The sequence below is a fragment of the Acinetobacter indicus CIP 110367 genome, assembly GCF_000488255.1.
Taxonomy (GTDB): domain Bacteria; phylum Pseudomonadota; class Gammaproteobacteria; order Pseudomonadales; family Moraxellaceae; genus Acinetobacter; species Acinetobacter indicus.
Map to the genome: position 1 here is coordinate 152530 of NZ_KI530756.1, position 22290 is coordinate 174819.

The 22290-nt window shown below is 51.0% G+C and carries 13 protein-coding genes; 10 read left to right on the forward strand and 3 right to left on the reverse strand.

The window, feature by feature from the left end; genetic code table 11:
- Positions 1 to 46: 46 nt before the first annotated feature.
- Positions 47 to 3763, reverse strand: coding sequence for a UvrD-helicase domain-containing protein (locus P253_RS12010; RefSeq protein ID WP_016659642.1), 3717 nt, complete (start codon positions 3761 to 3763; stop codon positions 47 to 49).
- 3 nt (positions 3764 to 3766) lie between these two features.
- The gene (locus P253_RS12015; RefSeq protein ID WP_016659643.1) at positions 3767 to 7453 is read right to left on the reverse strand and encodes an exodeoxyribonuclease V subunit gamma; all 3687 of its coding nucleotides are present in this window, start codon (positions 7451 to 7453) and stop codon (positions 3767 to 3769) included.
- Positions 7454 to 7634: 181 nt separating this feature from the next.
- Between P253_RS12015 and P253_RS12020 the strand changes: the two genes are divergently transcribed.
- Positions 7635 to 8141 (forward strand): hypothetical protein, encoded by a 507-nt coding sequence (locus P253_RS12020; protein WP_005181834.1) that lies wholly within the window; start codon positions 7635 to 7637, stop codon positions 8139 to 8141.
- A gap of 74 nt (positions 8142 to 8215) precedes the next feature.
- On the opposite strand, the gene pap is transcribed toward P253_RS12020, so the two are convergent.
- Complete coding sequence (pap, locus tag P253_RS12025) at positions 8216 to 9640, reverse strand: polyphosphate:AMP phosphotransferase (protein WP_016659644.1); 1425 nt, start codon at positions 9638 to 9640, stop codon at positions 8216 to 8218.
- Between the two features lie 207 nt (positions 9641 to 9847).
- Here pap and P253_RS12030 point away from each other — a divergent pair, with 207 nt between their 5' ends.
- From P253_RS12030 to P253_RS12070, 9 genes are all read left to right on the forward strand, one after another.
- Entirely contained in the window at positions 9848 to 10552 is a 705-nt protein-coding gene (locus P253_RS12030) for a DUF8198 family protein (RefSeq protein WP_016659645.1), read from the forward strand.
- Between the two features lie 207 nt (positions 10553 to 10759).
- On the forward strand, positions 10760 to 11701 hold the full coding sequence (gene ubiE, locus P253_RS12035) for a bifunctional demethylmenaquinone methyltransferase/2-methoxy-6-polyprenyl-1,4-benzoquinol methylase UbiE (RefSeq protein WP_005181822.1): 942 nt from the start codon (positions 10760 to 10762) through the stop codon (positions 11699 to 11701).
- A 19-nt stretch (positions 11702 to 11720) separates the two neighbouring features.
- Entirely contained in the window at positions 11721 to 12392 is a 672-nt protein-coding gene (locus P253_RS12040; protein WP_016659646.1) for a ubiquinone biosynthesis accessory factor UbiJ, read from the forward strand.
- Between the two features lie 12 nt (positions 12393 to 12404).
- Positions 12405 to 14024, forward strand: a complete 1620-nt coding sequence (locus P253_RS12045) for an ABC1 kinase family protein (protein ID WP_016659647.1) — start codon at positions 12405 to 12407, stop codon at positions 14022 to 14024.
- 192 nt (positions 14025 to 14216) lie between these two features.
- On the forward strand, positions 14217 to 15293 hold the full coding sequence (locus P253_RS12050; RefSeq protein WP_016659648.1) for a patatin-like phospholipase domain-containing protein: 1077 nt from the start codon (positions 14217 to 14219) through the stop codon (positions 15291 to 15293).
- Between the two features lie 149 nt (positions 15294 to 15442).
- Positions 15443 to 16228 carry a bifunctional phosphoribosyl-AMP cyclohydrolase/phosphoribosyl-ATP diphosphatase HisIE gene (gene hisIE / locus P253_RS12055; RefSeq protein ID WP_005181811.1) on the forward strand — a complete coding sequence of 262 codons (786 nt, stop codon included), beginning with the start codon at positions 15443 to 15445 and terminating at the stop codon, positions 16226 to 16228.
- 11 nt (positions 16229 to 16239) lie between these two features.
- Positions 16240 to 17742 carry an AAA family ATPase gene (locus P253_RS12060; RefSeq protein WP_016659649.1) on the forward strand — a complete coding sequence of 501 codons (1503 nt, stop codon included), beginning with the start codon at positions 16240 to 16242 and terminating at the stop codon, positions 17740 to 17742.
- 16 nt (positions 17743 to 17758) lie between these two features.
- Entirely contained in the window at positions 17759 to 19126 is a 1368-nt protein-coding gene (locus tag P253_RS12065; protein ID WP_016659650.1) for a PH domain-containing protein, read from the forward strand.
- A gap of 326 nt (positions 19127 to 19452) precedes the next feature.
- On the forward strand, positions 19453 to 22290 hold the full coding sequence (locus tag P253_RS12070; protein WP_016659651.1) for a monovalent cation/H+ antiporter subunit A: 2838 nt from the start codon (positions 19453 to 19455) through the stop codon (positions 22288 to 22290).

The window sequence follows — 22290 nt, forward strand, 5'->3', positions numbered from 1 at the left end:
TTATCCACATGCTAAATCATTCTTTCTTTAAATTTTATTAAATGATTTAGGCAATTTTCCCCAGTTGATCGACAGTTGGATTCCCCAACAGTGCATCCAGTCGCAAAATAAACTCGACCGGCGGTTTCCAATGGTACACGCCCTGCCCGGCCTGACCGTTCATGCCACGCAAATACAAATAGCTGGCTCCACCTAAATGTTGATAAATATCGTAACTTTCCAGATGGACTTTCAGGTAGCGATGCAGGGCCACCAGATACAGACCGGCCTGCAGCCAGTAACTGGACTGTGACATGCTGGCCTGCACCGAGGCCGCCTGATAATGCGACTGATCGGCGCCTAAAAAGTTACTTTTATAATCGGCAATATGGTAACGGTGGCCATCAAAATACACCAGGTCAATCGAACCGGTTAAATAGCGCGCCGAATTGGCATCATGAAAATCCAGCATCTGAATGCCATATTCATCAAACAGCTGATGAATCCGCTTGATCGCCAAGACCTGATCGGACAAGGACAGATAAAACGGAAATTCTGCCAGATGCTGCTCGGGTGCCAGCTGTTTTAACTGAAAGCCCGGATGCAGCGGTGTACTCAGCACATCCAGCAGCCATGCCGACAGCCAGCTCAGCAAGATTTCCTCCGTATGTTCCGGATATTCCTGACTAAACTTGTCCTGCAGCTCCTGCCACAAAGAAGGATAATCATTTTTAAAACGGCGCTGGATTTCCAGCGGCCAGTCCTGCTGATCCTGAAAATCAATGTGTTCAAAAATCTCATGCAGGAAATTACCGGCCAGCGTACCCATCGGGAACTGGCGTTTAATCCAGGCAATCGGCTGATTCAGGATGTCGACATCAGCCACCGCTACTGGCTGATGCAGTTCATCAGAGGCACTGCTGTGCTGCTCAATATGAGCCGCCAGCGCATCAATCGCCTGTTTACGGCTTAAATGCTGGGCCAGAGCACTGAAACTGGTTTTACTGCGCGGATAGAAACGCTGCTGCGGGAAAGTCTTTGCCGTTAATGGTAGCGTCTGCTCATGCTGCTGCAGCTTCAGCTTTGGCGGCTTTTCAGTCAGCAATGCTTCATCGCCACAATGCGGATGCTGGAAAACGTCACTGCCCTGACCGCGCCAGAAAGCCAGACCGGAACAGGATTTGCCGCTCTGATCCTGCAAAATGGCATAGACCCGATGGCTGGCCCGGGTCAGCGCCACATACCACAGACGGCGTTGCTCAGCTTCGGCCCGAAGCTGATGCTGCTGTTGATCCTCTGCACTGAGCAAGGCTGCTGCATTTACCGCAATCAGACGCTGCTGCTCGGTTTGACCGGTCAGCGGATTGACCGCCTGAATGGTCGAGAAATTCAGGGTTTTGTTGACCTCGCGAAAGTCCTTATCAGCCCCCAGCAAAAACACCACTTTAAATTCCAGCCCTTTGGACTGGTGGATGGTCATCAACTGTACCCCGGCGGCATTGGACAGTTTTCGCTCCAGTTCCCACTCGCGTTCACTTGGCGCCTGCAACTGTTTTAAATACCACTGATACAGGGTTTGTGCGCCCTGATAATGTTCGCTGTGCTGGCTAAGCAGTTCGCTTAAATGGCGAAGATTGACCACCACCCGTTCATTGTCACGGCTGTGATGGGCGACCAGATTCTCCCAGACCTGAAACAGGTTCAGGGCATATTGCCAGGCACTTAAAAAGCCTTTTTCAAACCAGATGCTGCGGATGCAGTCAAAATCATCCATAAACTGGCTCAGGCCGGCCGGATGGGCTTCCAGTTCCAGTAAGCGCTGTAAATTAAAATTCAGCAGGCGGCTTAACAAGGCCCGTTTGACTTTGGCTTCATCATAAGGATGCATAATTGCGGTCAGCACCGCCCCCACATCTTTGGCGATCTGGCTGTCAAACACACTGCGTTTGGATGGACGGTTCACCCGAATCCCGAGCCGCTCCAGCTCGTACTGCACCTTGTCCAGCCCGTCATGGTTTTTGGACAGCACCGCAATATCATCTTCAATTAGCGGGCTGCGCTCCTGACCATTGTGCAGATAGATTTGCTGCTGCGCCGCCTGATTTAAAAGCTCCCGGATTTTCCAGGCCACCTGCAATGCTTCATTATTTTTGTCTTCTAGCATTAACCAGCGCAAGGGCTGCCGGTTCTCCCCTTGCCCGTCAATTAAGGCCGGATGGGGGCGAGGTCCGGCTTCTACCAGGCTATATTGCACCTCTTCACCAAAATCTATTTGGCGCTGGAACAAGGCGTCCACCACTTCCACCAGAGCCGGAATAGAACGATGATTGTATTTCAGGCTATACAGGCGCCCCTGTTTGGCCTGCACATCGGCCCGGGCCTTGTTATAGGTCAGCATATCACCGCCGCGGAAACCGTAAATGGCCTGTTTTGGATCACCCACCATAATCATGCAGCCCTGCTGATAATAGCGGGCATGACGCCAGATACTGGCCAGCATACTGTCCTGATCCTGGTTTGTATCCTGAAATTCATCGACCAGAATCAACGGATATTTACTGTGCACAAACTGGGCAAAACGCAGTCCCTGCTCGCCCTGCAAGGCTTCCGACAGGCTGCGGATCTGCTGGGCAAAGGTGGTTTCACCTTTTTGCTGCAACACCTGTGGCAGGCGTTTTTTCACTTCGCGGCTTAAATAGTATTTGAGATAGGCATCCAGCAGCTCTAAATCCAGTTGCAGCTGCTGCAACTGCTGGCAGAAGGCTTTTAGCCGTTGAATCACCGCATGCTGTTCAAATTGCGTCAGCACCTCGTCCGGGCATTTGTTCAGCACTTTTTTGGTGGATAAATCGGTACACAGCTTTAAGGTTTTTTCAAAATGTGGTGCAAACAAGGCATAGCCGCGTTGCTGGGACAACGCCTTTAGTAATGCCGGCAAAGCCTCGCATAAGGTGTGTTGCATCAGCTGATTGGTGCGCCACTTTTTCCCGACCAGTGCAGCGTACTGGCCCTGCGCCAGATAATAGTCGCTCAGGCTGTCGACATCGGCCAGATCCAGCTGTAACAGCTCATCAATGGCTGCTTCAAACTGGTTTAAATCCAGTTCTGGCGCCGGTACTTCACGAAACTGGGCCGAAGCAAAGTTCAGGGTATTTTCAACAATACCCACATAGGCATCGACATGCTTGAGTTTCTGCTGCAACAGCAGATAATTCACCACCTGCTGTGGCTGGGCCTGCAGCCATTGCCGCAGCACATCATGAATCAGCTGATGCACATAACTTTTGGCATCATCGGTAATATCGGCGCGTTCAATCTTGCCACATTCAAAACTGAATTCTCGCAATAGCTTCTGGCTAAAACTGTCTAAGGTACCCACAAACAGTTCATCCAGCTGGTCAATCACCAGCTTGAGCCGATCACGGGCAAAGTCCGGTTTGGCAGCATAATCCGCCAGCACTTTTTGTAACAGCGGATCAGATTCAGTCTGGGCCTTGGCTTGCAGTTCAGCTTCGGTATAAGACTGGCACTGTTCAAAATAACGCAGGGTTTCAACCAGACGTGCGCGAATCCGGCTTTTCAGCTCGGCCGCGGCAGCGCGGGTAAAGGTGGTCGCCACCACCTGATGGGGTAAATAGGCTTCCAGAAAAATCCGTACAATCAGGCTGGATAAGGTATAGGTCTTGCCGGTGCCAGCCGAGGCTTCAATCCAGTGCAGCCCCTTGAACTGCATGTCAGTAATGGGCTGGAAAGATAGCGGCGAAGAATGTGGAGTAGCGGCCATCATTTACTCCTCAAGCGTCTGCTGATGCCAGAAAATCGGCTGGTATAAATCATAGGAAAACTGTTCACAGGCATGCGCCAATAATAAACTGGCATCCTGCTCCTGCAAAATAAACTGCCAGTCACGATGATGCTTGCAGGCTTCGTTGTCGGCCACCGAAAAGGCACTAAACTGGCCCGAATCATTCCAGTCCTTATACAGCCCCTCCAGATCTTTCAGCTGCATACGCTGTTCAGCATCGGGTTCCCATTCATGCTGCTTGCCTTTTTCTGCCACTTTCAGCAGCAAGGCCGATGGCAGCACCAAAGGCTGGCGCTGGCCATAGTCCCAGGCCTTAAACCAGTGTTCTAGCCACTGTCTGGCTTGATTGGAACTGACCCCTTCACAGCAGACGGTGTCATCACTAAATACCACAATCCGCTGATGCTGCTGGCCGCCATCACCCAGATTCAGATAGGCCAGCCAGAGCAGATATTCCAGCCAGAGTGCGGTACGGCGTTTGGCACGCGCACTGGACGCTTCCAGACTGACCCAGCGCTCGCCCCCCTGTTTTGGCAGGGTCAGGCGGATGTGCAAGTCAGGACGCACTTTCCAGACCTGTCGGGTGACAGTCGTTTCACTCGGTGCATAGTGTTGCAAGCGGGCCTGTAGCTGCTGCTGTTCGACCAGGCTCATGGTCCAGCTGCCTTCACGAATCTTGCCAATTGGCAGACGGTCTTGTAACAGTGCCGGATCAGGCGTGTTGTGCTGCTGTTTCAGAAAATCGCGGATGGTATAACGGCCCAAACCATCCAGCAATAACGGCTCAGCCTGATCGCTGCGCTGTTCCGGACGTAGGTTTTCCACCCCGACACTTTTTAAATACAGCCGCGCCGGGAAAATCATGTCCTGAATCCATTGCTGGCTGTCCAGCACCTGCAAATCCTGAGTCAATAAAGGATAAGGCTGATTGGCCCAGTGACTGCGCTGCCCACCCGGCTGACGGATCTGCTGTGCCACTGCATACCACTGGTCCTGAAAGCGGATGATCTCGCTGGATTCAAACCCGAGCGGATCAAACGGCTGTAAACGGTGCACATAGTACAGCTGACGTAACTGCTCCGGCACCTCAATCCCGTCAATATTCACGGTCTGGTTCAGTGCGGACTCGGGCTGCGGCGCGGCAACAATCAGCGCCAGATGCTGAATCAGCTCCTGCAAGATACTGGATGGATCACGCACCTGCCCGTCATTGACATCAAAGCCGTTATAAAACAGCCAGACCTTGTCCTGCGCCAATAGCAGTGCATCCAAAAATGCACCCTGATCATCTTCCAGACGCGAGCGGTCACCCAGTTGCGGTTTCAGCAACTGCATTAAATCGAATGGCAGCTGCACATTACGATTCGGGAATTTGCCACTGTCCAGATTCAGCATCACCACCAGTTTATACGGCAGTGGACGCAGCTGGCCCAGCTGGCAAAAGGTAATCTGGCCGCTTGGTTCAGCCTGTTCCAGTTGCGCCGCCAGCTGTGCTTCAATTTCTTCCAATATATACGGCAAAGGCAGACTTAAGGCCGCCATTGCATGCCGGTCCTGCTCATCATAATAGCTGGCCAAAGTCAGCATACGGTATTGCTTTTTAATGATCTTATAAACCGTTTCCAGCGCGGTGACACCGGCTGCGCTAAACTCGTCAATGTCTTGCATCAGACGTTTTAGCCACTGTTCGGCCCGCGTGTTCTCGCCGCGTTCATGCGCAATCATCCAGTGCCGGCGCTCGGCCAGGTCCTGATAAATCTGGATCAGTTTGGCAATCAGTTCAAAATCGGCTGGCATTACCTCGGCAAAACATAGGGTGTCCTGAAACAGGGTATGTTCCGGAATGGCCAGCCCCAGCGCCAGACGATCCAGCGCAAATTTAAAACTGAAGCGATAATCCTGATCATCGGCACTCAGGCTGCGCTGCAAATGCTCGGCATCAAAACCGCGTTTAAAACCGGCGGCACTAAGCAGCTCCAGCAAACGCTCCAGCTGGGTAATGTCCAGCTCATAACGCTGCAAACTGGCCGCTAGTCCCAGCCAGTCAGCAAATTCATCCAGACTAAAGCGGCCCTGTAACAGACGAATCCGGCCGGCCACGGCGCGCCAGGCATTGCTGACATCCAGCTGGCTGACCCCGGCAATCTGAATTGGCAAATATACGCTGTGCTGGGCCAGCCGGCTGCTGTCATGTGAGGGATTGCCCAGATCACGCGCACTCGGTGGCGGCGCAAAGACACTGCGGATTAAAGGTTCGATCTCTTTTAAATTCGGACTCAAAACCAGAATATCGCTTGGCCGGCGCGGCTGCTCTTTCGTGCCTTGCGACAGCCAGTGCAGCAGCTGGTCTTTTAACACTTCCAGCTGACGCAGACTGGAATGGCAGACATGAATCTGGATGGAATCATCATGCTGCTCTAAAGCATATTGATGCGCGGCCGGTTCATTTAAATACAGGATATCGGCCTGCAGCTTGCCCAATAAGCTGGGCTGATAGTCATCAATAAACAGATCGGCCCAGACGCCTTCTTCACCGGAAGATAAGGCAGAGAGTAAGGAGAAATGATCGCGTGCCTGCTTGCCCAGACGGGTCAGCAAGGGATGACGCGACTCGCGGTTCTGGGCATTAAAATGCAGGGTAAACTGTTCGAAAAACTGGGCAATCTCGGCATCATTGGCCTGTGGATGCTGCGCCAGAAAACGCTGTTTCACCCGCGCATCATAACGTGCCTTCCAGTTCGGATCGACACTGTCGGCCCAGTATTCCTGTGAAGGGTTATAATGCAGGATAAAAATTTCAATGTACTGACCTAAACGGCGCAGGAACTGTAACTGCTGCGGCGGCAAGTCCAGCAAGGTAAATACCACCAGCTGTTTCGGTAATTTGCGTAGCGCCTTGCCCGGCTGCTCCGGACTGCCCAGCGCCTGCCAGAACAGCTGGTCAATCTGCTGCATCTGCTCAAAATCTTCATGAAAAACTGCCTGCCACAGCCAGCGCTGCCACGCCTCCAGTTCTTCTGCCTGCTGCAGCATAAAGCCCGACACTTCGCTGTCGGTTTTAAAGAACATCTGCTCCAGATCAAGGGCCTGATCACGGCCCCATTGCATCAGCCAGTTGGTCGGACAGCGGCACTGCTCGCCACAGCCTTTCTGGCAATGCCCGCGATAAGTCATATAGTGGCTAAACAGTTTGGATACCTGTTCGGCCACCCAGTACAGCATGCTCTGTTTTTTCAGCTGGCGTTCCAGCGGCTGTTCCAGCCGGTCAGCACTGGCATAAATGCGTTGGATAATCGGAAACAGCGCATGGCTGCTTGCTAGCGGATTCTGTTCCGGCTGAATAAATTCTTTTAGTGCCTGAAATACGCGCCATTTAATGATAATTCGTGGAATATTGGCCTGACGGACCAAGTCTTTCTGATCATGCAGCACCCATTGATAGGCACTCCACTGGAAACCGCGAATCCGGTGATGAAACTCGGTATTGGCACAGATGCTTTGATGTTCAGCCAGACGCTGGGTTAACCAGGCTTCTACCGCCGGTGACGGCACAATAAAGTGCTGGGTTTTTAACACCTCCAGCGGATGCGCTGCAGGTTTACGGACTGTCTTCAGCATCGCCTCGACCAGTACATCGACACGCTGACTTTGAATGACATGAATCCCCATAACGCTCCACCCTGTTAAACTTTTGCCATGATATCTACAAAACCATAAAGATTCATTACTATACTTTTGCAGTTGCCTATGTCATTTTTAGCTCATGGTTCGATTCAAAAATGCTTTGAAATACGTACCTTAATAGTGCTTCAATAAAAAAATCGATACACCGCTTAAGGTATTTAATATTATGAAAATAGACAAGATTCCCAACTCGATTGACCCCAATTTAAATTTAGAGCAAGTTCGTGCTGACTGCCTGGAGCTGGTCAAAAAACGGGCCTACGTGTCCGCAGGCGCAGCGGTCATTCCGGTTCCATTTTTAGATGTCGTGATTGACGTCGGTATTTTGTCACAACTGATTCCTGAAATTAATGCCCGTTTTGGTCTGTCGCCGGAACAGGTCAGTGTCTATGACCCCGAAACCAAGCAGATTCACTGGCAGGAACTGCGTAAACGCGGTATTGAATTTTCTGGTCTGGTGGTGGCACGTACCGCCGTCAAAAAATCATTGAACAATGTTGCCGCGAAAGTGATCACGAAGCAAGTCACCAAATTTATTCCTTTAGGTGGACAGCTGGTGGCGGCCAGCCTGGGCTATTTTGTCATGAAAAAAGTCGCCGAAGCGCATGTGGAAGAAAGCTATAAAATTGCCAAAGGCATCCAGCAGAAACAGACCCAGGTGGTCAATGGCTAAACCTGCTGCCCCACTCTGATGCCGGTCCAGTGACCGGCATTTTTATGGCGGATTCATGTATGTTTGCTGCCGGCTTAATCGGCTTTCAGCTGTTTCAAGATGGTTTTTAGCACTTCAATCCGGGCACTGTTTTTATCATTGGTGGCAATAATATGCCACGGCGCATCCTCGGTGCTGGTATGGGCAAACATATCGGCTGCGGCATTTAAATAATCATCCCAGCGGTTCCGGTTCCGCCAGTCTTCCTCGGTAATTTTAAAGCGTTTATGCGCAGTCTGCTCACGCGCTTTAAAACGCTGTTCCTGCTCATCTTTGCTAATCGCCAGCCAGAACTTGATAATCACGGTCTGATGTTCGGTTAAATCCTGTTCAAAGCGGTTAATTTCCGCATACGCGCGTTGCCATTCCAGGTCACTGGCAAAACCTTCAATCCGTTCCACCAGTACCCGACCATACCAGGAACGGTCAAAAATACAGATTTTTTCTTCCGGTTGCAGCTTGGTCCAAAAGCGCCATAAATAAGGCCGGCGTAATTCATATTTTTCCGGTGCGCCAATGGTATAAATTTCGTATTCACGCGGATCCAGCTTTTTCACAATCCGTTTAATTGCGCCACCTTTGCCAGCGGCATCCATGCCTTCAAACACAATTACCACGTTGCGGTCATCAAAACGCAAGGCATCGGCCACTTTGCGGCTGAGTTTTTTGAGTTCGGCTTTATAGTCGCCCTCATCCAGCGCGGCATTGTCCGGATTGAGCAAGGCCTCGGGAATCGGCGCCTGCTGCCAGCTCTGCTCAACAGTTTTCGGATGCTCCGGGCAATCTTTAAAAGCCTGTAATACATGCTGGGCAAACTGCTGGTCACGCAGCTGCTCATCTTCACCATCAATAATAATCCAGTCATCGGTAAAACGCTGACGTAGCTTTTGCAAGGTGTCGTACTGTTTTTTATTACGCCAGTCGAGGCCGTTCATCTTGTGCCAGCGCACTTCGCTCGGCTCCATCTCGTTCAGGCGCTTTTGCAGGGTTTTCCAGGACAGGTCAAACCAGATCTTGACCACATCGACCTGGTTATTTTTTAAATCCTGTTCAAAGGCCCGAAAACGGTGCACATACTCATCAAACAGGCTGTCATCAAAGGGCTTCGAGACATGGGTGGCGCTGCTGAGCAGATCGCTATACCAGTTGCCAAACAGAATCATGATCTGCCCTTCGGGCGGAATAAAACGCGCATAGGGCTGCCAGAAACTGGTTTTGAAATCAAACAGGTGTGCAGCATCGGCCTTCACATGCAAATAACGTGGATCAACCCATTCACGCAGCTGTTTCACTGCCTCGCCTTTGCCGGCCAGCTCAATGCCGCTGACCAGAATCACCAGACTTTTGGCATTGCTCTGACCGCGGCTGTCTTTTAGGGCATATTGCGCTTCAATCAGCTCGACAGACAGCTGATCTTCATCCATTAACTGAAATTCTGTTTGCGGGTTCTGCTCGGTCATAGGCACACACTCTTGTTTTATTGTTCCGTTCAGTATAACCAGCCTGCTGGCCGGGCGGCTGATGATTTTGTATAGCGCGTCTGTCTGATTTTGTCTATTTCTAGTGCAAACTGACCCGATGATCCTGAATCTGTCACCAATTTGTCATGGCCTGTGCATGTAACTGGCTTTAGAATGCCGCTTAAGTCAAAACAATTGAGACGCTCCATGTCCAAACTTGCGGTTTTAGATGACCTTTTAGAACTTTATAATCAATTTGAATATCATCGCCAGCCGGAAATTTTCACACGTTTGCAGGAAGTGCAGCTGTGGCAGAAACAGCGCATGCAACGTACCCATGCCCCGCATTTTGCCGAAAAAAATAATGTACTGATGGCCGAATATTTTCTGAACCGTTTATACGGCGGCCCCGATTTTGATGCACTGGCCGGACAGATTGCGCGCCTGACCAAATACGCACATAAAGCAGAAAAACTGATTCCGGAAAATGCCATTAAAACCGGCACCTCCGGGGTGGCCCTGGCCATTTTAGCGGTGCAGCTGGATGAACAGGTTGCCATTCAGCTGTTAAAGGATTATCCGGCGCAGACGCCATTGACCGACGAGATGATGCGCCTGACCTATTTAAAGCTCGATCAGGGCAGCGCGCGTTTAAAACAGCTGGACATGCTGGATGAACTGGGCAAAAGCCTGGACAAATACATGCGCTCCTTTATGGTTTATACCGCCTTTAAAATGTGTAAAGGCGCCGCGCATAAATATAATTTCGATATCATGTACGAGTTTATGCAAGATGGTTTTGTGGCCATGAAACCGCTGAAATCTGCAGAAAAATTTGTCCGCGAATTTACCGCAGTTGAACGCCAGATTATTGACAAAGTGCATCGGGGAGATCCGCAGCCCTTTCAATAAAGCCACATAATTTTTTGCATGTGATGGCCAAAATTTGGTACAAAAACAGCAGTAAAACGAATATGCATTCACGTTCATCAGGATAACAATTCAATTTTCTGTATTTTATTCCTGACAATTGCAGGCCGATGACTGTACAACGCCTAAGAATCTGTCATCATGCTTGCACTGCCACATCAACCCGATTTTCATGTTAGGAGTGACACTATGTCTAATGAAGAGCAAAAGCCTACCCATCCAGAAACGGCAACCAACACAGACAAAGTGAGCCCATTCTTAACCTCGCCATTACCGGAAGGTGCACCACAAGGTCAACAGCAGTCTCTAGAACAGCGCCTAACCGATACTCCGGTAACGGGCAGCATTCCAAAATACAACCTGCCACGTGGCGCCAATACCGGTAATGTCGGCGCGACCACGCACTTTGGCTACCAGACCGTAAACAGCGAAGAAAAAGCCCAGAAAGTGGCGGAAGTGTTCCATTCGGTGGCCAGCAAATACGACATCATGAATGACCTGATGTCTTTTGGTATTCACCGTTTATGGAAACGCTTTGCGATTAACATGTCGGGTGTGCGTCGTGGCCAGCACGTACTGGATATTGCGGGCGGTACCGGCGACCTAGCCAAAGTTTTTAGCCGTGAAGTTGGTCCAAGCGGCCATGTGGTCCTTTCAGATATTAATGAATCGATGCTGAATGTCGGTCGTGACCGTCTGATTGATGCCGGCTGTACCAATGTCGATTTCGTCCTGGCCAATGCTGAAACACTTGAACCTTTTGCTGACAACAGCTTTGACCTGGTGACCATTTCTTTCGGTTTACGTAATGTGACCGATAAAGATGCTGCACTGCAAGCCATGTACCGCGTGCTTAAGCCAGGCGGCCGTTTACTGATTCTGGAATTCTCAAAACCGGTATTTGAACCGTTCTCGAAACTGTACGACCTGTACTCGTTCACTGCACTGCCAATCATGGGCAAACTGGTGGCGAATGATTCTGAAAGCTATAAATATCTGGCGGAATCAATCCGTATGCACCCAGACCAGCGCACCCTGAAAGGCATGATGGAAAATGCCGGCTTCCAGAACTGTGACTACCACAACCTGACCGGTGGTATTGTGGCGGTGCACCGCGGTTTTAAACTCTAATTCCGAAAAGGACACTGCTATGTGGTCGATTCTGGCCTTAGGTGCCGTTGAACGATGCATCCATCATGTCATTAATCTGGATGCGATTACCCGCATCCAGCTGAACCAGCTACAGGGCAAAACCCTGCGCGTGGTGATGGATGCGCCGCAACTGTCGGTAGATGTATTTTTTGATGAAAACAAGGTGCGTCTGGAGCCGACCGTTACCGGACAGGCAACCCAACCGTCTATTTTCGAGCAGCGCCCGTTTGAGCGCGAACAGCAGCTCAGTGAAGCCACCGCCACCTTGCAGGTCAAGAATGTGGTGGAACTGCTGAAACTGCTGCTGGCCGATGATGTCGGCACCATTCCGGTACAAGGCGACTATAAGCTGCTACAGGACATCCAGCGTATTATCGAGCAGGCCGAACCCGATCTGGCCGCGCATCTGTCGCCATGGGTTGGCCCGACACTGGCACATGAGCTGGGTAAAATCCAGCTGGCGCCCAACCAGCTGAAAAAAACCTTGCAAAGCCAGCTGTTTTTCGCCGAAGATGCCCTGAAAGAAGATTCCGGCCTGTTTGCACCGCGCTGGCAAATGGATGATCTGCAACAGGATACCCGCATCCTGAACCAGAATATCGACCGCGTAGAAGCCAAGATTCAACAGCTCCGCAAGCAGCTTGAAGACACTCCAGATTCACACGACTAGGTAAAGAGATTTATGATTCCGCACGTTTCACGTTTAATCGAACTTTGGCGTATTGCTGCGCACTATAGACTCGACACGTTGTTCCCTGCGGAAGAATTACCAGAAAAAGCCCGCCATATTCTGAGTCTGATCCGGATGCATCCGGCGGCCTGGTCCAGTAAGGAACGTAAAAATCCGCTCAAGCTGAAACAGGCCCTGGAAGATATGGGACCACTGGCGATTAAACTCGGTCAGCTGTTATCGACCCGTCGTGACCTGATTCCACCTGAAGTATTACAGCAGCTGGTCTTATTGCAGGACCGGGTCAAACCCTTTGGTTCCGATGTCGCGCAAATGCGGATTCAGGAATCCTTAAAGGCCGATGTCAACACCCTGTTCGCGCGTTTTGATGAACAGCCGCTGGCAGCCGCTTCAATTGCCCAAGTACATACTGCTGCCCTGCACGATGGCCGTGAAGTGGTGGTCAAAGTCACCCGACCGAATATCCGCCAGCAGATTCTGCAGGATTTTGAAATTCTGGAATGGCTGGGCCATTTTCTGGAAAAACGTCTTGAAGCGGCACGCGCGCTGCATTTATCCGAAATTATTCAGGACTATCGCCAGATCATCCTGAAAGAACTCGATCTGACCTTAGAAGCCGACAACACCCGCCGTATGCGCCATTACTTCACCGGTTCCAGCATGATGTATGTGCCGGAAGTGTATATGGACAGCAAAGATGTGATGGTGGCCGAGCGGATTACCGGGGTGCCAATTTCCGATGTGGCCACCTTTGACCGCCTGGGTATGGACCGCGCCGACCTGGCGCAAAAAGGCCTGACCATCTTCTTTACCCAAGTGTTCCGCGACAACTTCTTCCATGCAGACATGCACCCGGGCAATGTGTTTGTAGAAACTATCAATCCGCAAAACCCACGCTTTATTGCACTGGACTGCGCGATTATGGGTGAGCTGTCCAAGCACGACCAGATGACCGTGGCGCGCATGTTACTGGCGGTCATGAACAGCGACTTTATGCAGCTGATCCAGATTGTGCATCAGGCTGGCTGGATTCCACCGGGCACCGATCAGGATGCTTTGGCACGTGAAATGCGCCGCACGGTAGGACCGATGGTCTCCAAACCCATGCATGAGCTGGACTTTGCCGGTATTCTGATTGAAGTGATGGATATTGCCCGCCGTTTCCATCTGGAAATTCCTCCACAGTTGATGCTGCTGCTCAAAACGCTGGTGCATGTTGAAGGGCTGGGCACCGATCTGTATCCGGAACTGGACATCTGGAGTCTGGCCAAACCAATCCTCACCGATTGGGTCAAGGCACAAATGAATCCGCAGAAAAACCTGAAAGAGCTGGGACAAAAAATTCCGGACCTACTGTTGGGTGCGCAGGATTTACCGACCCTGATGATCGACAGCTTAAACGGCCTGAAAAACCAGTCGGCCTGGCATGCCAAACAGCTGAATGAACTGCAAAGTATGCGTCTGCAAATGGAACATCAGCAAAAACGCAGCTGGATCTTTGGCAGTGTGATGGCAATTCTGCTGTCGATTGCGATTATTTCACCGTGGTTTGTCTCAGTCATTCTGATTGTGCTGGCCAGTATTCTGGCAATCTGGCGCGTGGCCAAATAAGGCGAAATAGGCGAAGTCGCCTCAATCCTTATATTCCCATTAGTTAAACCCGTCACATGACCGGTTTTTGATACCACGCCACTGCAGACAACATGCCGGATGACTGAGCAGTCAGAGAGTGAACATTCCTGCCCTTGTGAGCCTTGGTCACTGACCTAAAATACAGACAACTGTTTATTTTTCTGCCTGACCATGATCCAGATTCTGCAAAAACATCCACCTGCCCTCACCCTTCGTGCCGGTCATTTGGCCCGGCAGCTGATTGCCGAGCAGGGCCTACAACCCGATCAGGTCGATATGATTCCGGGCGCTGCCGGTGGTCCAAAAGGCATTGGTATTCAGGGACTGGATCAGGCCATTTTTGGCGAGTTTTTGCCGCAGTCGGCACAGCGCCGTACCCTGATTGGTTCTTCAATTGGCAGCTGGCGTTTTGCCAGCATTCTGGCCTGGGGCGCCAAAGCCGGCACTGAACGGCTAGCCGACTTATATACCAATCTGAGCTTTCATAAAAAAATGTCACGGCAGGACGTTAGTCATGTCTGCCGCGATATGCTGTTAAATCTGGTCGATGGCAAGGCACAGCAGCTAGTTGATCATCCGGATTATCATCTGACCGTGCTTTCGGTAAAAGCGCAGCATATTTTCCAGAGTGACCGCGCACTGGCCCTACTGGCCTCGATAGCCGGTATTGTCAGCGGCAATGCACTGGCGCGCAAACACAACCGCCTGTTTATGCAGCGCGTGATCAGCCAGCCGGCTCAAGGCAACCAGTTTCAGGTGCAGGATGATTTCTTTACCCATTATCATGCGCTAACGCCGGACAATGTCACCAGCTGGCTGATGGCTTCGGCCTCAATTCCGGGCGTGATGTCCGCAATTCGGGATATTCCGGAAGCGCCGGGCAGCTACCGCGATGGCGGCCTGATTGACTATCATATTGACCTGCCGTTTCAGAGTCAGGGACTGGTGCTGTATCCGCATTTTACCGATAGCATTACCCCAGGCTGGTTCGACAAAATGCTGAAACACCGCAAAGCCAACCCGGACAATCATGCACGGACCCTGCTGATTTCACCATCAGCCGAATATTTACAGTCTTTACCCTTGGGCCGCCTACCCGACCGCAAAGACTTTAATTTAAAAGGCATGGATCAGGCACAGCGCATTCAGCTGTGGAAACAATGTATTGCGGAAAGTCAGCGTCTGGGCGATGAGTTTTTAGAACTGGTCGAAAAGCAGTGTTTGCCAGAGGTGTTACAGCCGCTTTAAACCGAGAGATGAATGAGCGTGATGGTGGCAACATCCTGAGCGAAAATAGGCAAAGATTTTTTCCTGCAAGCCGGTCAGATACCGTACACTATAGCGTTTGCGCACTGGCGTAAATCTCGTTTTTCTGAACAAATTTTGGTGACATACTCATGAATAACTTGCAATGGCTCGATGAAGTAAAATTTAACGAACAGGGATTAGTGCCAGCCATTGCACAGCATCATCAAACCGGTCGGGTGTTGATGGTGGCCTGGATGAACCGCGAAGCGCTGGCCTTAACCGCAGAAAAAAATCAGGCGGTGTATTTTTCCCGTTCGCGCAACAAACTCTGGCACAAAGGTGAAGAATCCGGTCATTTCCAGACCGTGCATGAAATCCGTCTGGACTGTGATGCCGACGTGATTATCCTGCAAATTGAACAGCATGGCGGCATTGCCTGCCATACCGGCCGTGAATCCTGCTTCTATCGCAAACTGACCCCGAATGGCTGGGAAATTGTCGATGCGCAGCTGAAAGACCCGAATGCGATTTATGGCGAGAAGTCCAGCAATCCGCACACCTTGGCCATGAATGCCTCCACTGCACAATCTGAACAGGTCGAAATTCTGAGTTATTTGGGCAAAATGATGGCTGAACGTAAAGCCGCCGATCCGGATTCTTCGTATGTGGCCAAGCTGTATCACAAAGGCCTGAACAAGATTCTGGAAAAAGTTGGTGAAGAAAGCGTAGAAACTATTCTGGCAGCCAAGGAATATCAGGCTGCAGCCTATGAAGACAATAAAAATGACCTGATCTATGAAGTCGCTGATTTATGGTTCCACAGTCTGGTCATGCTCGGCTATTTCAATCTGGACCCGCAACTGATTCTGAATGAGCTGGCGCGCCGTCAGGGCTTATCCGGTCTGGTGGAAAAAGCCAACCGTACTCAGGCTTAAGCTGTCGCCCTGTGTCTGAGCTGAAGAAACCGACCGCCACCTATGAGCAGGCCACTGCCATTGATAACGCACGTCTGGGCAAATCCTTCAAGGTGATTGCCTATGCCGGCACAGGGAAAACCACCACCTTGCAGATGATCAGTGAAGCCATGCTGGAGCGGCGTGGCATGTATCTGGCCTTTAACAAATCCATTGCCGCAGAAGCGCAACACAAGTTTCATCGCAATGTCGATTGTCGCACCTTTCACTCGCTGGCCTTTCGTAGTGTTCCACGTGGAGTCACCGACAAACTGCGCCTGCCGCGCCTGAGTCCAAGCTTTATTGCCAAGGAATATCGTCTCGAGCCGATTACCCTGCGCCGGATGATGGGCGGCCGCTATGAAAAATACGTGCTGATGCCTTCACGGCTGGCCAGTCTGGTGGCCAATGCGGTCGGCTATTTCTGCTCGACCAGCTCACAATATCCGGCACCACGCCATATTCAAGCACCGAACTGGCTACACCCTGATGATGCCGAGCTGCTGCAAAAACATTTGTATCCGGCAGTAGAGCGGCGCTGGCTGGAATCGATTGATCCAAACCATCAGGCCGGAATCGGTCATGATATTTACCTGAAACTGTGGGCACTGTCGGAACCGAATATTCCGGCCGATTATGTGCTGTTTGATGAAGCCCAAGATGCCGACCCGCTAATGCTGGGGATTCTGCTCAAGCAGCGTAACACCCAGGTGATTTATGTGGGCGATGCCCATCAGCAAATTTATGCCTGGCGCGGTGCCATCAACGCCATGCAGCAACTGCCTTTGCCGGAGTCGCGCTTAACCACCTCATTCCGTTTTGGTCCGGACATCGCCATGACCGCCAATGCCATTCTCGGCGGTTTAAATGAAACTGTGCCGCTGCTCGGCAACCCGGATTTACATTCCAAAGTGGTGAACAAGCCGCATACCAAACAGCGTGATGCGATTTTATGCCGCACCAATGCCCGGGCGATGGAATTGCTGCTGGCCGGTCTGGTACATGGTGACAAGGTCAGCCTGCAGGCCGATCATGTCAAACTGAACCGCTTTGTCGATGCCGCCAGTATGCTGAAACAGGGCCGCCGCGTCACCGATGTGCCGGAACTGGCCTGGTTTAACTCCTGGCACGATGTACATGAATATTGCGAAACCAATGAAGGCAGCGACATTAAGCCGCTGGTAAAACTGGTGGATGATCATGGTACCGATTCGCTGAAAAAGGCGCTGGCCAAAATCACCCCGATTGGCCAGGCGGACTATATTATTTCGACCGCGCACAAAGCCAAAGGGCTGGAATGGGACCGCGTGCATCTGGAAGATGACTATCAGTTCAAGGTCAATGAACGCGATCATAAAATTAGTGATGAAGAGTTACGATTACTGTACGTGGCCTGCACACGTGCTAAAGTAAGCTTAAATATCCATCATATTTACGATCTGGTGCAACAGCTGAAACAGCAGATGCCGGTGTCCTTGCGTAAGGCGGTGGGTTAAAGCATGCAGGTGACCCATGAAAATTCAGTCTGTCCAGTTCAAGCACATCACCCACTTTACCGACCTTCAGCTGCAACTGCATCCGCAGCAACAGCCTGTGGCCTTAATTCTAGGCAATCAGAGTTCCGGTAAAACCTCGCTACTGCGCTTTACCTATCAGGCACTGACCTGGTTTGCGGCCCGTTATAAAGATTTACGCACCTCCGGACTGGTCATGCTCGATCAGGACATTATGCACACCCGGCTGCAGTCCAAAATTGACCTGTGCGTGTGCTTTCCCAAAGACATTGGCAGCCTGCCGGAAAGCAGCGATACCCAGCAGCAGGACCGTCAGTGCTGCGACTGGCAGCTGTATAAAACCCTGAACAGCAACGGCGTCGGGGTCAGTAAGGCTGAAACCCAGAAACTGGAAAAAATGGTCAGCCTGTACCAGCAGGCCGTAAAACAGGACCCGCTACAAGGCCTGCCATTAATTGCCTATTACCCAGCCGAGCGTTTTGTCAATGAAGTCAATCTGCTGAGTAAAAACAATCCGCTGATTTTTCAGGCCGTACATGCCTATGAAATTTCGGCCATCCCCTTCACCACCTTTACACGCTTCTTTGAGTGGTTCCGGGAAATTTCCGATATTGAAAATGCCCAGAGTGCCCAGCTGATTGAACAGTTATTACATCCGCAGCATCCCAACGCAGAACCTCCACGGCGTGACAAACTGATGCAGGCACATGCCCAGATGCACGCACCCAGCCTGCAGGCCCTGCGCGACGCACTACAAATTGTGCTACCGGAACTGAGCCAGATTTATCTGCAATATCATCCGAAACTGCAATTAATGGTCACCTATCAGGGTAAAACCCAGCTCTATCAGCAGCTGTCCAACAGTATCCGCAACTGGATTGCACTGGTCGGCGATATTGTGCGGCGTTTATGTCTGCTCAATCCTTATAGCCTGTACCCCACCTTGGAAGGCGATGGCATTCTGCTGATTGATCAGGTCGATCATCAGCTTGATCAGGATATGGCCTCGGTGATTCTGGCACGTTTGCATCAGGCCTTTCCGGCACTGCAGATTATTGCCACCGGTAACCGCACGGCACTCTTGGAAAATGCCGAAAACTATCAATGTTTAAGGCTGGATCAGCAGCAATTACATCCAATCCATCTGCAACCGGTGCAGGAACAGTTCGACGCCATTTATGCCCAGTTTATGCAGACTGAAGCCAGCAGCAGCGATGAAAGCCTGAGTGAAGCGGTACAGGAACCCACCAGTGTGGATGACCTCTATCAGCAGATTCAGCAGCAACTGAGTGCCGAACAGCAGGAAGCCTTGCTGAAACGGCTGCAAAATGATGATGACACCTCGACCCCGCATCCGCTGCCTTGAATATGAGGAATATCGGAAAATCAGCCGAAAAAATCCGGTCTGATCTAACAATTTCATCCTGAAAAAAGTTCGGCGGCGTATAATATCTGCCGTGTGCGCAAAAACAAATTGATGTTGTTTTATTCATGTAATAAAATCAATCAGATTTATATTTTTATAGTAAAATCCGATTTGCTATAAGTTTCTCAAGTTGCGCAACACAACTTGTTTATTTAGCCATAATTCTATTTTTCGGCTTTCAAGATTGAGTATTTTGGACTGCTCCTTGCATTCCTGTAATCCTTGAAAGATAAGATTCACCCTTAGGTTTTGAACCTATCAAGACAATGGATACGAGTGTGCTATCGATTATTATATTGCTACCGCTGGTACTTGGCACAACCCTTGTCTCGTGGCTGAAGAAATTTTCGCGCGGGGTAACGGCTTTAGGGGCGATAGGAGTCAGTTTAAGCAGTCTGATCCTGTTACTGACTCAAGCAAAGGATGTCTTTAATGGCGCCACCATCATTCAGTCATGGTCGTGGCTACCCCAGTTAGGGATTGATTTAAGCTTTCGCCTGGATGCTTTAGGTTTATTATTTTCTTTGCTGATTACCGGTATCGGTACCCTCATCTTTATTTATGCTTATTATTATTTAAGCCCCAAAAACTCCCTCAGCAAACTGTATCTCCTGCTCATGCTGTTTATGGCAGCCATGCTCGGGATTTCATTGTCGAATAACCTGATTATCCTGCTGGTGTTCTGGGAACTGACCAGTATTTCCTCGTTCCTGCTGGTCGGTTACTGGAGCAATTATCAAGCAGCTCAACGCGGTTCACGTATGGCCCTGACCATTACCGGGATGGGCGGCCTGGCCATGCTCGGTGGTTTTGTTCTGCTCGGACAGATCACCGGCACCTATGAGCTGGACCAGATTCTGACCATGACCGATCAGATTCAGAGCCATGCGCTGTTTGTACCTAGTTTATTGCTGATTTTACTCGGCGCCTTTACCAAAAGTGCCCAGTTCCCGTTCCATTTCTGGTTGCCGAATGCCATGGCAGCGCCAACACCGGTATCGGCCTATCTGCACTCCGCGACCATGGTGAAAGCCGGGATTTTCCTGCTGGCGCGTCTACTGCCAATTTTTGCCGGCGCGGCGCTGTACCATAATCTGGTGACCTTTGTTGGTCTGTTTACCCTGTGTATCGCGGCTTTCTTTGCCATTTTCAAAGAAGATCTGAAAGGTCTGCTGGCCTATTCCACCATCAGCCACTTGGGCCTGATTGTCTGCCTGCTCGGGATTGGTTCTCCGCTGGCCGTGGCTGCAGCCATTTTCCATATTATTAACCACGCCACCTTTAAAGCGGCGCTGTTCATGATTGCCGGGATCATTGACCATGAATCCGGCACCCGTGATTTACGCAAACTGAGTGGCTTATGGCAGCTGTTACCGTTTACCGGTACGCTGACCATGATTACGGCTGCGTCGATGGCAGGTGTACCACTGTTCAACGGCTTCCTGTCCAAAGAAATGTTCTTTACCGAACTGCTGGCCAATTTAAGCGGACCGGTGGTGGTGATCTCGGCAATTGTGGCGACACTGGCCGGTATTTTTGCCGTGGCCTATTCGGTGCGCTTAGTGCATGGCGTGTTCTTCGACGGCCCGATTGGCAAAGACGTACCCAATAAAGATGCGCATGAACCGCCAATGGGCATGCGCGCACCAGCCCTGATTCTAGCGATTTTATGTATTGCGGTCGGCCTGTTCCCTGCCCTGCTGGTTGAGCATCTGGTCAATAGCACCACCCGTGCCAGTACCCAGCTGATGAATTTTGAAGGCACCCATCTGGCCATCTGGCACGGCTTGAACCTGCCATTGCTAATGAGTGTGATTGCGCTGGTGGGCGGTCTGGTGATGTATTTTGCCCTGGCCAAAGGCGGCCGTATCCGCGAGATTGATCTCGATCCGGCATTGGGTCGCTTACAGGGACGGGTGTTATTTGACCTGTTCTTAAAAGGCCTATTGCTGAACTCGCGCCGCTTTAAACGCCTCACCGAAAACGGCTCCCTACAAAGTTATCTGTTCTGGATTCTGGTGTTTACCATTGCATTAGTTTCTGTGCCGCTGCTGAATCAGGGGATTGGTACCGGTACGCGTGAGCTGACTCAGGCACCTGCGATTGCCATTGTCTTGTGGCTATTATTATTCAGTGCCTGCTGGATGATGCTGTGGTTCCATCATGAACGGATTAAAGCCGTATTAATCAGTGGTGCTGTCGGTCTGGTGGTAACCATGATCTTTGTAACCCTGTCGGCTCCGGATCTGGCCCAAACCCAGATTACCGTCGATGTGGTGACCACCGTCTTGTTACTGATGAGCCTGTCACTGCTGCCACAATTAACCCCGTATGAATCGAGCAGCACCCGTCGCTGGCGCGATGCCGGGATTGCAATTCTGGCCGGTGCTGGCATCAGCTGGCTGGCCTGGTTAATCATGACCCGTGATCACAACTCGATTTCATGGTTCTTTAACCAGCAGTCAATTCCACTGGGCGGCGGCACCAACGTGGTCAACGTGATTCTGGTCGACTTCCGTGGCTTCGATACCTTCGGTGAAATTACCGTACTCGGTATTGCTGCCATTGGTGCCCTCTGCCTGATGGATGGTATGCGTGCCCACGGCACCACCATGACGCAGGGTCTGACCTATCGTTTTAATCCATCTCCACTGATGCTGCGCATGACTGCTTCCTGGATTTTACCGGTGGCCTTAGTGGTCAGCCTGTATATTTTCCTGCGCGGGCACAACCTGCCAGGCGGCGGCTTTATTGCCGGACTGGTCACGTCAATGGCATTGATCATTCAGTACATTGCCATTGGTCAGGACCAAACCGAGCAAATGTTGAAAGCCAAATCCGGACGTTTATATGAAATCTGGATTGGTTCCGGTCTGACCATTGCCGGCCTGACCGGGATTGCAGCCTGGTTCTGGGGTCGTCCATTCCTGACCAGCGCGCATATTTATGTCAATCCGCCGGTGATTGGTGAACTGCATTTGGCTTCAGCGGCACTGTTTGATGTCGGAGTTTACGTTACCGTTGTCGGGGCAACCATGTTGCTGATTTCCGTGCTGGGCGACTCGCGTCACTCCAGTATGTCTGGTCCAATTCCTCGGGGGTAA

Coding starts and splice junctions, on each gene's coding strand:
- P253_RS12010 (WP_016659642.1), bottom strand. CDS start 3,763: ATGGCCGCTACTCCACATTCTTCGCCGCTATCTTTCCAGCCCATTACT.
- P253_RS12015 (WP_016659643.1), bottom strand. CDS start 7,453: ATGGGGATTCATGTCATTCAAAGTCAGCGTGTCGATGTACTGGTCGAG.
- P253_RS12020 (WP_005181834.1), top strand. CDS start 7,635: ATGAAAATAGACAAGATTCCCAACTCGATTGACCCCAATTTAAATTTA.
- pap (WP_016659644.1), bottom strand. CDS start 9,640: ATGACCGAGCAGAACCCGCAAACAGAATTTCAGTTAATGGATGAAGAT.
- P253_RS12030 (WP_016659645.1), top strand. CDS start 9,848: ATGTCCAAACTTGCGGTTTTAGATGACCTTTTAGAACTTTATAATCAA.
- ubiE (WP_005181822.1), top strand. CDS start 10,760: ATGTCTAATGAAGAGCAAAAGCCTACCCATCCAGAAACGGCAACCAAC.
- P253_RS12040 (WP_016659646.1), top strand. CDS start 11,721: ATGTGGTCGATTCTGGCCTTAGGTGCCGTTGAACGATGCATCCATCAT.
- P253_RS12045 (WP_016659647.1), top strand. CDS start 12,405: ATGATTCCGCACGTTTCACGTTTAATCGAACTTTGGCGTATTGCTGCG.
- P253_RS12050 (WP_016659648.1), top strand. CDS start 14,217: ATGATCCAGATTCTGCAAAAACATCCACCTGCCCTCACCCTTCGTGCC.
- hisIE (WP_005181811.1), top strand. CDS start 15,443: ATGAATAACTTGCAATGGCTCGATGAAGTAAAATTTAACGAACAGGGA.
- P253_RS12065 (WP_016659650.1), top strand. CDS start 17,759: ATGAAAATTCAGTCTGTCCAGTTCAAGCACATCACCCACTTTACCGAC.
- P253_RS12070 (WP_016659651.1), top strand. CDS start 19,453: ATGGATACGAGTGTGCTATCGATTATTATATTGCTACCGCTGGTACTT.